Below are 12,792 nucleotides of genomic sequence, written 5' to 3'. Positions count from 1 at the left end.
GCCGGGGCTCGCTGCCCGATGCCGCCCGCCCGTGCGCTCTGACCGGTGCTGTGGACAGCCCGCGCCGTTGTCGCGCCATGAGCTGTATCCCGGCGGCACGCCCCTGACCGGGGGCCGGGACCTCCCCGCCCGGCCCGCGCGCCGTGCCGCCTCCTCCGCCACACCCCACCGTCAGCAACGCCCTCCCCCGGAGCCGCACCGTCATGTCCACAGCGCCCGAGGCGACCTCGTCGCCGTCCGTGCTCGCGAGAATCCGCAAGACCCCGTTCTGGGTCCAGATCGTCGGCGGCCTGCTGCTCGGCGTCGGCCTGGGCTACCTGGCCCGCGCCGCCGACATCTCCTGGCTGGCCACCACCCTGGAGACCATCGGCAAGATCTTCGTCCAGCTGCTCAAGCTGGCCGTCCCGCCGCTGGTGTTCACCGCGATCGTGGTGAGCGTCGCCAACCTGCGCAACGTCACCAACGCGGCCCGCCTGGCCACCCGCACGCTGCTCTGGTTCATGATCACCTCGCTGATCGCGGTGGCCGTCGGCCTGGGCCTGGGCCTGCTGACCAACCCCGGCCAGGGCACCAACCTCAAGACCGACGGCCTCAAGGCGCTCGACTCCAAGGGCACCTGGATCGACTTCCTGACCGGGATCTTCCCGACCAACATCGTCGACGCCTTCGCCAAGGTGAACGTGCTGCAGATCGTCTTCATGGCGGTCGTGGTCGGCGCGGCGATCATCAAGCTCGGCAGCAAGGCCGAGCCGGTCCTCAAGCTCAGCGAGTCCGTCCTGGAGCTGACCCAGACCGCCCTGTGGTGGGTCATCCGGCTCTCCCCGCTCGGCACCCTCGGCCTGATCGGCAAGTCCGTCGCCAAGTACGGCTGGGACCTCCTCAAGCCCTTCGCCACGCTGACCCTCGACATCTACGTCGGCTGCGCGCTGGTGCTCTTCGTCGTCTACTCGCTGCTGCTGAAGTTCGCCGCCGGCCTGAACCCGGTCAACTTCTTCAAGGGCGCCTGGCCCGCCATCCAGCTGGCCTTCGTCTCGCGCTCCTCGGTCGGCACCCTGCCGGTCACCCGCCGCGTCACCGAGCGCCTCGGCGTCCCCAGCGAGTACGCGTCCTTCTCCGTGCCGTTCGGCGCCACCACCAAGATGGACGGCTGCGCCTCGATCTACCCGGCGATCGCCGCGATCTTCGTCGCCCAGGTCTACAACATCGACCTCGGCATCCGGGACTACCTGCTGATCGCCTTCGTCTCGGTCGTCGGCTCGGCCGCCACCGCGGGCCTCACCGGTGCGATCATCATGCTGACGCTCACCCTCTCCACCCTGGGCCTGCCCCTGGAGGGCGTCGGCCTGCTGCTCGCCATCGACCCGATCCTCGACATGATGCGCACCGCGACCAACGTCGCGGGCCAGGTGCTGGTGCCGGTCCTGGTGGCCTCGCGGGAGAAGATCCTCGACGTCGCCGCCTACAACCGCCCCTCCGGCGACCTGTACGAGGACGCGCCGTCGGCCGTCGTCCCGGCGCAGACGGACAAGGCGGCCCCGGTGGCTGCCTGATCCCGGCCGGCTCGGCGACAAGGGCCCGCCTGTGCACCGTTCCCCGGTGCGGAGGCGGGCCCTTGTGCGCGCCGCGGGGGCGCGGGTGCGTGCGCTGCTTCCCGGGGCGGTGGCCGGGAGGAGGGGCCGGGGAAAGGCCAGGCGGAAAAGGCAGGGGGCCCGCCGGTCGGGCGGGCCCCCTTGGGTGTTGCTCTTGTGCTCATGGTGACGGCTGTCGGGAGCCGCCGACGGACCCGCTGGGGTCCCGAGCGATCAGAACATCAGAAGATGGTCAGATGGGGGTGACGTTCTCCGCCTGCGGGCCCTTCGGGCCCTGGGTGACGTCAAAGTTCACCGCCTGGTTCTCCTCCAGCGAGCGGAAGCCGCTCGCGTTGATGGCGGAGTAGTGGACGAAGACGTCGGGGCCGCCGCCCTCCTGGGCGATGAAGCCGAAGCCCTTCTCAGCGTTGAACCACTTGACGGTTCCCGTGGCCATGCCGTTCTCCTTGCGAGGGACGTGTCGGGGCCACACCGTGTGGCACCCGGTCCGCTGCGCTGATCGCCCTGCCTCCGGACGAGTCCGAAGTTTTTCGATATTGCTGAAAAACTACAAAAAGCCCGCGGTTACATGCTCCGCAGGCTTCAAGTACTGCAAGGGGAATCAAACTGCAACTGAGGGCAACGCTAGCATGCGGTCGCTGTGACGACCAGGGGTGAACTGCGGCCCCCACGGCGCGTGTCGTAGGGCCCCGCAGGGGCGTCCAGCAGGCCTCGCGAGCGCGTGTCGGGTGCCCGGTGCAAGCCTCTGTGAACAGCAGGCATACGCTGCGGGAAAGCGCACGAACAGTACAAGGGAGCGGCGCAGTGGCAGCACCGGACGGACAATCGCGGGAGCCCCAGGAACACACCCCGGTCAGGCCTCGCGTCGGCCACATCCAGTTCCTGAACTGCGTCCCCCTCTACTGGGGCCTCGCCAGGACCGGCAACCTGCTGGACCTCGACCTCACCAAGGACACCCCGGAGAAGCTGAGCGACCAGCTCGTCGACGGCTCGCTGGACATCGGTCCGATCACCTGCGTGGAGTACCTGCGCAACGCCGACGACCTCCTGGTCCTGCCCGACATCGCGGTCGGCAGCGACGGCCCGGTGATGTCCTGCCTCATCGTCAGCAAGGTGCCGCTCGCCGACCTGGACGGCCGCCGCGTCGCCCTCGGCTCCACCAGCCGCACCTCCGTCCGGCTCGCCCGGCTGCTGCTGGAGGAACGCGAGGGCGTCCGCCCCGACTACTTCAGCTGCCCGCCCGACCTCAGCTCGATGCTCGCCGAGGCCGACGCCGCCGTCCTGATCGGCGACCCGGCGCTGCGCGCCTACCTCGGCCAGGCCGCCGACCTCGGACTGACCGTCCACGACCTCGGCGAGATGTGGAAGGAGTGGACCGGCCTGCCGTTCGTCTTCGCCGTCTGGGCCGTGCGCCGCGAGTTCGCCGAGCGCCGTCCGGAACTGACCGCGGCCGTGCACCGGGCCTTCCTGGAGTCCCGCGACCTCTCACTGGTCGAGGCCGCCAAGGTCGCCGAACAGGCCGCCCGCTGGGAGGCCTTCGGCGCGGACGTGCTGGAGCGGTACTTCAGCGAGGCCCTCGACTTCTCGCTCGGCGAGCGGCAGCTGGCCGGCGTCGCCGAGTTCGCCCGCCGGGTCGCGCACGACAGCGGCTTCGCGTCGGACGTCGCGGTGCGGCTGCTGGAGCCGGCGGCGCTGCCGGTCGGCTGAGCACGGTGGTCGGTTGAGCACGGTGGTCGGTTGGGCACGGTGGTCGGTTGAGCGCGGTGGTCGGTTGGGCACGGTGGTCGGTTGAGCGCGGTGGTCGACGGGCAGCGGGCTGACGCGGACGCTCGAAAGGCCTGGCGTAGGCTGGTTCGGCCGTACCCGGACGCCCGCCGTCCGGGGGGCGGCAGCGCCGAGAACTGCAGTATCCGAGAGAGAGAAGGCGGCCAGGTGACCGAGCTCGCAGCGACCACCCTCGATGCGCCCAGCACCGATTTGCAGGCCGTGCTCGACCGGGCCGCCGGCGGTGGCCGGATCACCCCGGAGGAGGCGCTGGAGCTGTACCGCTCGGCGCCGCTGCACGCGCTCGGCTCCGCCGCCGACGCGGTGCGCCGCCGCCGCTACGCCGGTACCGAGCACATCGCGACGTACATCATCGAGCGCAACATCAACTACACCAACGTCTGCGTGACGGCGTGCAAGTTCTGCGCGTTCTACGTGCCGCCGAAGAGCGACAAGGGCTGGTCCCGCGAGCTCGACGAGATCCTGCGCCGCTGCGCCGAGACCGTCGAACTGGGCGGCACCCAGATCATGTTCCAGGGCGGCCACCACCCGGACTACGGCGTGGAGTACTACGAGCGCGCGTTCTCGGCCATCAAGGCCGACTTCCCGCAGCTGGTGATCCACTCCCTGGGCGCCTCCGAGGTCGACCACATGGCCCGGATCTCGGGCGTCTCGATCGAGGAGGCCATCACCCGGATCCACCGGGCCGGCCTGGACTCCTTCGCCGGCGCCGGCGCCGAGCTGCTGCCCGCGCGGCCGCGCAAGGCGATCGCCCCGCTCAAGGAGTCCGGCGAGCGCTGGCTGGAGATCATGGAGGCCGCGCACGGCCTCGGCGTGGAGTCCACCTCCACCATGCTGATGGGCACCGGCGAGACCAACGCCGAGCGGATCGAGCACCTGCGGATGATCCGCGACGTGCAGGACCGCACCGGCGGCTTCCGGGCCTTCATCCCCTACACCTACCAGCCGCAGAACAACCACCTGAAGGGCTCGACGCAGGCCACCGTCTTCGAGTACCTGCGGATGATCGCGATCGCCCGCCTGTTCCTCGACAACGTCGCCCACATCCAGGGCTCCTGGCTCACCACCGGCAAGGAGGCCGGCCAGCTGTCGCTGCACTACGGTGCGGACGACCTCGGCTCGGTCATGCTGGAGGAGAACGTCGTCTCGGCGGCCGGTGCCAAGCACCGCTCCAACCTCACCGAGCTGATCCACCTCATCCGGGCCGCCGACCGCGTCCCGGCGCAGCGCGCGACCACGTACGAGCACCTGCGGGTGCTGGACGACCCGGCCAACGACCCGGTGGACCCGCGGGTCGCCTCGCACATCGCCTCCACGGCGATCGAGGGCGGCACCGCGCACCCCGAGCTGAAGATCCTGGACAACTGAGGCCCGGGGCACCGCCGTGCTGACCCTGCACCGGGCGGCCCTGGTGCTGCCCGACCCGGCCGACCCCACCGCCCCGTCCCTCCCGGACGGGGCGGTGCTGGTGCGCGGCGACCGCGTCGAGGCCGTCGGACCGTACCGGGAACTGGCCGCCGCGCACCCGGGGGCGCGACTGCGGGACTGGGGCGCCGCGGTGCTCACGCCGGGGCTGCGCAACCCGTACGGGCACCGGCTGCTGGAACACGCCTACCACCCGGACCCGCGCGAGGAGATCGGCGTCGAGCCGGTCGCGGACGGGCTGACGGGCTCCGTCGACGAGGGGCGCTGCGGCGCGAGCGCCCGGCGCGGGCTGCAACGGATGCTCGGGTTCGGGGTGACGGCGGTGGCCGGGCCGTTCGAGCGGGCCGCGGTGCGCACGGCCGTGGCGCGCTCCGGGCTGGTCGCGCTGCCGGGCGCCCCGGACGCGATGGACCCGGCGGACGGCCCGCTGGACCCGCTGTCGGTGCTGCCGCTCGCGGCGGCCGTGCACGGCCGGGTGGCGGCGGGCGGCCGGGCCGACTTCGCGGTGTTCCCGGCCGTTGGGGAGGGCTTCGCCCAGCCATCGCCGGGCGGTTGCCTGGCCGCCGTGCTGGGCGGGCGGCTGGTGTACCGGCGGCGCTGAACGGGGCCGGGAACCGGACGACGTACTCGCCGGTAGTCGGACTTCCTTGCGGCGTACGGCACTTCCTTCGTGTGCCGCCGAACTCCACTGTCCACCCTGTGGGGTGATTCCCCCTTCGCCGTGACCTGAGGGCCCGCCAGCGGATACGATCCCGGACAGCTCACTCCGTACCCTCACCACCTACCGCCCGTGCCCGCGGGTGGCGGGGCCGTGTCCCAGGCCCCGAAGGCAAGCCAGGACAGGAACCATGCGATCCGCGACCGTCCCCCCGCCGCGATCCCCGCGGTTGGGCCGTGGTTGGTACCTCGCCGCCGTGCTCAGCGCCGTGCTGGCCGTCGGCATGTGCCTGCTCGGCTGGCGCCAGGCCGACCAGGCCGACCGGATCGGCGCCCACCCCGTGAGAGTCGAAGGCGTCGTCACCCAGCTCCCCACCGGCGGCGGCTCCTACAGTGCCGTCAGCTACCGGGCGTCCGGCCAGTCGCACACCGCGGCCGCGCTGCCGCTCGCCGACGGCGCCAGGATCGGCGACCCGATCTGCCTGGAGCACGCCGCCGACGACCCGGGCGCGGTGCGGATCTGCGGCGACACCTACCCGCAGCCGGTCGGCGTCGGCCTGGCCCGGTTCAGCGTGCCGGTCGCGGTCGGGATGTTCGTGGTCTGCGTGCTGCGCATCCGGCGGCACCGGCGGGCGCTCGCGGTCCGCGCCGGGCAGGGCCGGCTGGCCACCACCGTCGCACTGGCGACCGGGGCGCTGGCCGACGGGATGCCCGCGATAACCCACGGCAAGCGCTCCCGGCGCCGGCGGCGCGCGAGCGGGCGGCGCGCGCAGCACTGACGGGGCGCGCGGCACCGGTGGGGCCGGGCGGGGGCGCTGGACGGCGGGGGCGTGCGGCGGGGCCCGTGCGGCGGGTGCGGACGCCCCGCGGCGTGCCCCGTTGGTCGGGGTGTCGGCGCCAGGGTGAACAATGGGGGCGTGACCCGAGCCTCTCTGGACAAGCAGCCGCACGAAGTCGCCGCCATGTTCGACGACGTCGCGGCCAAGTACGACCGCACCAACGACGTGCTGTCCCTCGGCCAGGCCCGCGCCTGGCGCCGGGCGGTGGCCGAGGCGGTGGACGCCGGACCGGGGGACCTCGTGCTCGACCTCGGAGCCGGCACCGGCACCTCCTCGCTGCCCTTCGCCGAGGCCGGCGCGCAGGTCGTCCCGTGCGACTTCTCCGTCGGCATGCTCGTCGAGGGCAAGCGCCGCCACCCCGAGCTGCCGCTCACCGCCGGCGACGCCACCCGGCTGCCGTTCGCGGACGGCACCTTCGACTCGGTGACGATCTCCTTCGCGCTGCGCAACGTCCAGGACACCGACGCGGCGCTGTGCGAGATGCAGCGCGTCACCAAGCCCGGCGGCAAGCTGGTGATCTGCGAGTTCTCCACCCCGACCTGGACGCCGTTCCGGACGGTCTACACCGAGTACCTGATGCGCGCCCTGCCGCCGGTCGCCACCGCGGTCAGCAGCAACCCGGACGCGTACGTGTACCTCGCCGAGTCCATCCGCTCCTGGCCCGACCAGCCCGAGCTGGCGGCCCGGCTGCAGGAGAGCGGCTGGTCCAAGGTCGCCTGGCGCAACCTCACCGGCGGCATCGTCGCGCTGCACCGGGCGTACAAGCTCGGGTAGCCGTTGCACCGGCGGTGTGGGGGCGTGGTCGTTTCCGGCGGCGGGGACGGAACTAGACTGCCGGAGACAGAAGCCGCCGTCCCCACAGCCGCAGCTCCAGGAGAGTGTCCACCGTGTCCGAGACCGCAGCCGATCTGACGAAGCCGGACAGCCCGGTCGAGAGCACGGCCGACGTCATCGTGGTCGGCGCGGGTCCGGCCGGGTCCACCACCGCGTACTACCTCGCCCAGGCCGGGCTGGACGTGCTGCTGCTGGAGAAGACCGCGTTCCCGCGCGAGAAGGTCTGCGGCGACGGCCTCACCCCCCGCGCCACCAAGCAACTGGTGGACATGGGCATCGACGTCTCCACCGAGAACGGCTGGCTGCACAACAAGGGCCTGCGCATCATCGGCGGCGGCGTCCGGCTGGAGCTGGACTGGCCCGAGCTGTCCGCCTTCCCGGACTACGGCCTGGTCCGCAAGCGCGCCGACTTCGACGAGCTGCTGGTCCGTCAGGCCGAGAAGGCCGGCGCCCGGCTCTACGAGCGCTGCAACGTCAGCGGGCCCGTCCTGGACGAGCGCACCGGCCGGATCGTCGGCGTCACCGCCAAGCTCGGCGACGAGAAGCGGCCGGTCACCTTCCGCGCCCCGCTGGTGGTCGCCGCCGACGGCAACTCCACCCGGCTCTCGCTCGCCATGGGCCTGCACCGCCGCGAGGACCGCCCGATGGGCGTCGCCTACCGGACGTACTTCACCTCGCCGCGCCACGACGACGACTACCTGGAGTCCTGGCTGGAGCTGTGGGACACCCGCGGCGGCCAGCGCAAGCAGCTGCCCGGGTACGGCTGGGTCTTCGGCATGGGCGACGGCACCTCCAACGTCGGCCTCGGCATCCTCAACTCCTCGCCCGCGTTCGGCGAACTCGACTGGCGCGAGGTGCTCAAGGCCTGGTGCGCCGGCATGCCGGAGGAGTGGGGCTACACCCCCGAGAACATGACCGACCCGATCCGCGGCGCCGCGCTGCCGATGGCCTTCAACCGGCAGCCGCACTACACCCGCGGCCTGCTGCTCGTCGGCGACGCGGGCGGCATGGTCAACCCGTTCAACGGCGAGGGCATCGCCTACGCGATGGAATCCGGCCAGATCGCCGCCGGCGTCATCGTCCAGGCCCACGCCCGGGTCACCGAGACCGGGCGCGAGCGCGCTCTGCAGGGCTACCCGCGCGTCCTCAAGGACGTCTACGGCGGCTACTACACGATGGGCCGCGCCTTCGTGAAGCTCATCGGCAACCCCAAGGTGATGCAGCTCGCCACCCAGCGCGGCCTCACCCACCCGATGCTGATGCGCTTCACCCTCAAGATGCTCGCCAACCTCACCGACCCGCAGGGCGGCGACGCGATGGACCGCATCATCAACGGCCTCGCGAAGGTATCCCCGAGTTCATGATGATGCAACGGCTTGCCCGCGGTCAGGCCGTTGACGTGGAACAACGTCTCTAAAGCACTCGTGTCCTGACCTGGGGAAACGCGGCTGAGCGGTATCGGCCGCGGTGGCGGAACAGCAAGAAGCCCCTCTCCGGCCGGAGGGGGGCTTCTCGTGCGCAGAGGCTGGTTAACCGATCAGCGTAGAAGCGGTGTGCATGTCGGGCATCCCCAGACTGTGAAGCCGGGGCCGCTGGCGGCCTCGATGTGGGCTACTGCGGTCACGGTGTCGCTGGTGTCACCACAGCGGCGGCAAGGTCGGATTGGGGTGTCGTTGATCCGGGACCAGCACTCGCCGAAGGCGTCCGCGTGGTCGTCTGCATGGAACGGGTCGGCTACGCACGGGAGGCGGTGTCGTCCGATGGCCGGTCCGGCCTCCCGGCCGGGGCGTCGGGCACCGCAGGTCTCGGTGATCGTCGTTGCCATCACGCACCGGCCCCGATGAGCGCCTGGGCGCCCAGGTAGGTGTAGCCGGGGTCGGGCAGTCCCGCCGAAGCCGCTTCGAGTGCCCGCCGTCGGGCGGCTTGCCGCTGGTCTTCGAGGATGAGCCCCACCCACAGCGGGACCACTCGGACCGTGGCCGGTCGGGGAAGTTCAGGCGCGGGGTCTTCTGAGGCTTCCTCGGGGGCTTCCTGAGCCTCTGGGGTGTACAGACGGACGGGCACGTGATCTTCCGCGTTCAGCGGCTTTGAGCGCTCGATTACGTGCGGCGGGATGTCCCAGAGTGCGGGCATCTCCGGTCCCGGTGCGGTGGGCGGCGCTGGTGGCTTGGGCTGGAACGGCTCCCCCGCCTCTATGGGCAGGTGCAGCGCTATCAGGCCAGCCAGCAGGATGACGGCCCAGGACGCGAACGCCCAGGCGATAAAGTGGGTCATTGAGCCCTCCGAGGCTCCATGGCCCCGGGGGTGTTACCAGCACCCGCCGGGGCTTCTTTGTTGTTGTGGCACGACCATATCGGCACTCCTCTAAGTCGTCTACACTCCTACCCTTCTAAGTGGAGCCGGGGTTGGCCGCTCCGTAGGCTTCTCGCATGTCCGATAGCCCTTCGACGCGTCCAAGGCGAGTGCCGCCGTACCGGCAAGCCGCCGATGAGCTTGCCCGGGAGATTCGCGCGGGTGCCTACGATTCCGGGGAGCCGTTCCCTTCTGAATCGGCGCTTGCTCAGCGCTTCGACATGGCGCCCATGACCATTCGACGGGCGCTCGAAGTGCTCCGGGAGGAAAACGGGCTCATCACCACCCGCTGGGGTAAGGGCTCAACCGTGGTTCCGCCCGACCAGCGTTCGGCCCCAAGCACGGAATAGCCCCGCCCAGGCGAACCCGGACGGGGCCCGGTCGAACGCTAGAGCCCTTCCGGGCAGGCGATCCCGTCCGCAGTACGCGGGCACGCGATGATGGCGCGTGATACGTACTGGCTGTTGTTCGGGTACCAGCCCCAGACCACGTCACGCCCCGAAGCCTGGGCCAGCGTGTCCCTGACGAACTCCAAGCGCGCCTTGTCGTCGCTTCCGTATGACTCCGGATAGGGGTACTGGGCCAGCTCCCCGGCCATCCAGTCGACCGCCTTGTCGATCTCGTGGAACGTGCCCCTGATCAATCGCGGGGGCTTCCTCAGCCAGTACTTAATTTCCATGGGCGGAAGGTCGTCGTCGTGGCTCTTACTCTCCACCCGCTCCCGTCCGATCCACCCGTATGCATGCCAGTGCAGTGCCATGACTTCCCATCAGGTAGGCGCCGGACCGGCTCCCAGCGTTCGGGAACCGGCCCGGCTGATCACTTCAGGCTAGCGAGTCAGGCGAGGTAGTCACGGCCGTCATCGGCGTCGCCCGGCGTGGGGTTGCTCCCGCCGCCGTCGTCGGGGCTCTCGTCCGGATCGACCGCTCCGACCGCTTCGTACGGGCGCCCGTCGTCGCTGTCGCACTGCATCAGGCCATCCGGGGTCTCCGCCCAGCACTTCAGGTCGACGGCGAAACCGCGCGCCTCCATGGCCGCGATGGTGCGACCCAGGTCGGCCTTGCTACGTCCGCCACTGTGCGGCCGGGGGTTGTGGTGGACGAACCGACCGGCCACCTTCTCGAACCACTCGGCGGCGTCCGCCGTGTGGAGGTAGAACGCGTGGACACCCTTGTCCACGGCGGCGCTCGGCATCAACGGGCCGTCGTGGTGGGCGGCGGTGTACAGGTAGGCGAACGCCTGGTCGGTGATGCGGTCCGCGTACTTCTCCGGCGCGCCCAGCTCCGCGATGGCGAACTGGCTGACGCTGGCGAACAGCTCCGGGGACGCCAACTCGCGACCCGTGCGCAGGCCGGTGGATTCCATGGTGCTCAACTTGCCTCCTACAGATGGGAGGGCCGTACCCACGAGAGTGGGCACGGGTTGTGCAGCCCGCCGGCTCAACCGACGGGAGTCTGATGGGTTGTGCCTAGCTACCCGCGGGGATAGCCGGCTGGAACGGGAGTCTCGCGGACACGGGCGGCCGGGACGTGCGCGCCCGCTCGTACTCGTTCTCGACGTGGACGGCACTCGCACACTTGAGCGCCCAGTAGACGGGCTGGCCGTGCTTGTTGTGGCTGCGGAACGACGCTTCGGTGCGGAGGGTGACCCCCGAGTCGGCGTCCAACACCCGGCGGAGGCGCACGAAAACGCCCTCTCGCCCATCGGTGTGCTGGTACCAACTCTGGAGAGTCAGGTCTAGATCCTCAACGCAGCCGCCCGCCGCCCGCTCCGGACATCGACAGCCAGTGTCCGGGTCGAACTCTAGGTCGTCGTAGATGGCAGTCGCGATGCTGCTGTACAAGTTCAGGGCGGGCGGCTCAGCCGGCAGCCGTCGGGGGATCGGCAACGCAGGTAGCTCCCTTCTTCGGAGTGGGGTCTTCCCGGTACACCCCGGCGTCGAGAATCTTCGCCAGTACGGCCTGTTCGGGCGTTGGGCGACTGATGTAGGGGTAGGGACAGGGCCACACGAACTGGTTAGACCCGGGCTCACGCAGGTACGCGACCCCGCGCACGTAGTTGTGGACGATTCCGATCCGCGTGCCGACCTGGGTGTCGACAGCGGTCGAGCCGATCGACGGGCCAGTCAGGCGACCGGCCACGGTCTGAGAGACGGTCCCGCTGCTCTCTATATCGGTGCGTGCGGCCAGTTCGGCCGCCTCGACGCCGTTCCTCCAGTTTCGCCACCGGGCCACGTGCGGTTCCTTGTGCTGGCAGGTACAGGGTCGGGCGCGGTCTCGCCCGTCCACGACGGGGGGCATGTACGGACGAGACCGCTGTTCCCGTACCGGGACGTCCACCCAGGACCGACTCTGGTTGGTGGCACGGGAGTTGGAGCCCGTCCCGAGCGGGCCGTTTCCATGACTGCGCGTCCGGGACGGGGGTCTAGGTGCTACTCGACGGGCTTGTTTGACTGCTCGATCCGGCGGAGTTCCCCGTCCTCGTCCGTGATCAGAAGGACGAGCGGCACGTCGTCAGCAATGAATAGCTCCCGGCGGACCGAGTCAGCGATGACCTCTTCGTAATACCGATTCATGTCGTCGGTCGTGACGTACGGATCGGACAGTGCGCCCTCGATCTCCAACTGGAACCCGTCGGCGGGCACGACTTCCACGCGAACCTCACGCGCTGCCGGGGGCTCCATCTGCGCTCGTTCCTTCGGGGTGTTCGTGGCGGTCGGGGTTCGCCGGGAGCCCCAGGCGGCGCCGGTCAAGCTCCGCTCGAAGTGCCAGACGTCCAGCCCGTTCGTCGCGGATGATCTCGCGGCGGCGCGGGCTGAACATCGTTACCGGCCAGGCAAATTGGGCGTGCAGACCCCAGAGCATCTGAGCCGTGACTACCGGGTGCATCATCCGGTGAAGCCATAGCCGGCTCTGGGAGCGGCGCGTCACGCGGCCACCGATGGGGCCGTGGTCCGGCGGCGCTGGGGCTTGCGGCCGCAGACCTGAACACGGGCCTCGTCGCCCTGGTGGTCCGGCGGCATCAGGTAGCCGAAGCAACCGCACCCGCACTTCCAGCCGGCGTACCCGTCGGGCTCCGGCGGGTCGGGCCGGATCAGCGCGCCGCACGGGGGGCACACGTCGGGCTCGGGGTCGTCCGGGTCGGGGGGCGGTTCACTCATGAGGTGGTGCCCTTCTGTGGGGAGTTGACCTCTTCGAAGCAGGGGTTCAGCAACGACAACCACCGCACCGAACACGGTGCCAAACAGGACCAGGACGACGAGCGCCTGGTAGCCATACGGCTGACCGCGTATAGCCGTGTCCGCAACGAGC

Annotated in this window: 16 protein-coding genes; 8 read left to right on the top strand and 8 right to left on the bottom strand. The window is 70.6% G+C overall.

Going from position 1 to position 12,792, the window contains the following annotated elements; genetic code table 11:
• The first annotated feature begins 203 nt into the window (after positions 1-203).
• A complete protein-coding gene (locus tag AC07BF_RS10895) occupies positions 204-1,550 on the top strand; it encodes a dicarboxylate/amino acid:cation symporter (protein WP_363585025.1) in 1,347 nt (448 codons plus the stop codon).
• A gap of 271 nt (positions 1,551-1,821) precedes the next feature.
• Here AC07BF_RS10895 and AC07BF_RS10890 read toward each other — a convergent pair whose 3' ends face one another.
• Positions 1,822-2,025, bottom strand: coding sequence for a cold-shock protein (locus AC07BF_RS10890; RefSeq protein ID WP_052580872.1), 204 nt, complete (start codon positions 2,023-2,025; stop codon positions 1,822-1,824).
• A gap of 368 nt (positions 2,026-2,393) precedes the next feature.
• Between AC07BF_RS10890 and AC07BF_RS10885 the strand changes: the two genes are divergently transcribed.
• The 6 genes from AC07BF_RS10885 to AC07BF_RS10860 all read left to right on the top strand — a co-directional run bounded on the left by AC07BF_RS10885 (position 2,394) and on the right by AC07BF_RS10860 (position 8,493).
• On the top strand, positions 2,394-3,296 hold the full coding sequence (locus tag AC07BF_RS10885) for a menaquinone biosynthetic enzyme MqnA/MqnD family protein (RefSeq protein WP_063348157.1): 903 nt from the start codon (positions 2,394-2,396) through the stop codon (positions 3,294-3,296).
• Positions 3,297-3,521: 225 nt separating this feature from the next.
• Positions 3,522-4,742: a cyclic dehypoxanthinyl futalosine synthase gene (mqnC, locus tag AC07BF_RS10880; RefSeq protein ID WP_363585027.1), complete on the top strand. Its 1,221-nt coding sequence runs from the start codon at positions 3,522-3,524 to the stop codon at positions 4,740-4,742.
• Positions 4,743-4,758: 16 nt separating this feature from the next.
• The gene (locus tag AC07BF_RS10875) at positions 4,759-5,400 is read left to right on the top strand and encodes an amidohydrolase family protein (protein ID WP_363632132.1); all 642 of its coding nucleotides are present in this window, start codon (positions 4,759-4,761) and stop codon (positions 5,398-5,400) included.
• 313 nt (positions 5,401-5,713) lie between these two features.
• Positions 5,714-6,235 carry a hypothetical protein gene (locus AC07BF_RS10870; RefSeq protein ID WP_363632133.1) on the top strand — a complete coding sequence of 174 codons (522 nt, stop codon included), beginning with the start codon at positions 5,714-5,716 and terminating at the stop codon, positions 6,233-6,235.
• Positions 6,236-6,373: 138 nt separating this feature from the next.
• Positions 6,374-7,069: a demethylmenaquinone methyltransferase gene (locus AC07BF_RS10865; protein WP_478333275.1), complete on the top strand. Its 696-nt coding sequence runs from the start codon at positions 6,374-6,376 to the stop codon at positions 7,067-7,069.
• Positions 7,070-7,203: 134 nt separating this feature from the next.
• Positions 7,204-8,493, top strand: a complete 1,290-nt coding sequence (locus AC07BF_RS10860) for a geranylgeranyl reductase family protein (protein ID WP_478333290.1) — start codon at positions 7,204-7,206, stop codon at positions 8,491-8,493.
• 460 nt (positions 8,494-8,953) lie between these two features.
• Here AC07BF_RS10860 and AC07BF_RS10855 read toward each other — a convergent pair whose 3' ends face one another.
• Positions 8,954-9,403, bottom strand: coding sequence for a hypothetical protein (locus tag AC07BF_RS10855; RefSeq protein WP_478333274.1), 450 nt, complete (start codon positions 9,401-9,403; stop codon positions 8,954-8,956).
• A 155-nt stretch (positions 9,404-9,558) separates the two neighbouring features.
• Between AC07BF_RS10855 and AC07BF_RS10850 the strand changes: the two genes are divergently transcribed.
• Positions 9,559-9,831 (top strand): GntR family transcriptional regulator, encoded by a 273-nt coding sequence (locus tag AC07BF_RS10850; RefSeq protein ID WP_478333273.1) that lies wholly within the window; start codon positions 9,559-9,561, stop codon positions 9,829-9,831.
• Positions 9,832-9,869: 38 nt separating this feature from the next.
• Here AC07BF_RS10850 and AC07BF_RS10845 read toward each other — a convergent pair whose 3' ends face one another.
• The 6 genes from AC07BF_RS10845 to AC07BF_RS10820 all read right to left on the bottom strand — a co-directional run bounded on the left by AC07BF_RS10845 (position 9,870) and on the right by AC07BF_RS10820 (position 12,641).
• Entirely contained in the window at positions 9,870-10,241 is a 372-nt protein-coding gene (locus tag AC07BF_RS10845; RefSeq protein ID WP_478333272.1) for a hypothetical protein, read from the bottom strand.
• 77 nt (positions 10,242-10,318) lie between these two features.
• Entirely contained in the window at positions 10,319-10,855 is a 537-nt protein-coding gene (locus AC07BF_RS10840) for a glycine-rich domain-containing protein (protein ID WP_478333271.1), read from the bottom strand.
• Positions 10,856-10,949: 94 nt separating this feature from the next.
• Positions 10,950-11,369 (bottom strand): hypothetical protein, encoded by a 420-nt coding sequence (locus AC07BF_RS10835; RefSeq protein ID WP_478333270.1) that lies wholly within the window; start codon positions 11,367-11,369, stop codon positions 10,950-10,952.
• Complete coding sequence (locus AC07BF_RS10830) at positions 11,341-11,715, bottom strand: hypothetical protein (protein ID WP_478333269.1); 375 nt, start codon at positions 11,713-11,715, stop codon at positions 11,341-11,343. Before AC07BF_RS10830 ends, AC07BF_RS10835 begins: the two co-directional genes overlap by 29 nt.
• Positions 11,716-11,912: 197 nt before the next feature.
• Positions 11,913-12,164 (bottom strand): hypothetical protein, encoded by a 252-nt coding sequence (locus AC07BF_RS10825; protein ID WP_478333268.1) that lies wholly within the window; start codon positions 12,162-12,164, stop codon positions 11,913-11,915.
• A 243-nt stretch (positions 12,165-12,407) separates the two neighbouring features.
• Positions 12,408-12,641, bottom strand: coding sequence for a hypothetical protein (locus AC07BF_RS10820; protein ID WP_478333267.1), 234 nt, complete (start codon positions 12,639-12,641; stop codon positions 12,408-12,410).
• Positions 12,642-12,792: the final 151 nt, after the last annotated feature.

Source organism: Kitasatospora sp. NPDC043950, from assembly GCF_056435345.1.
Note: the sequence above shows the minus strand (reverse complement) of the source record. Positions and strands in the feature narration are given on the sequence as shown.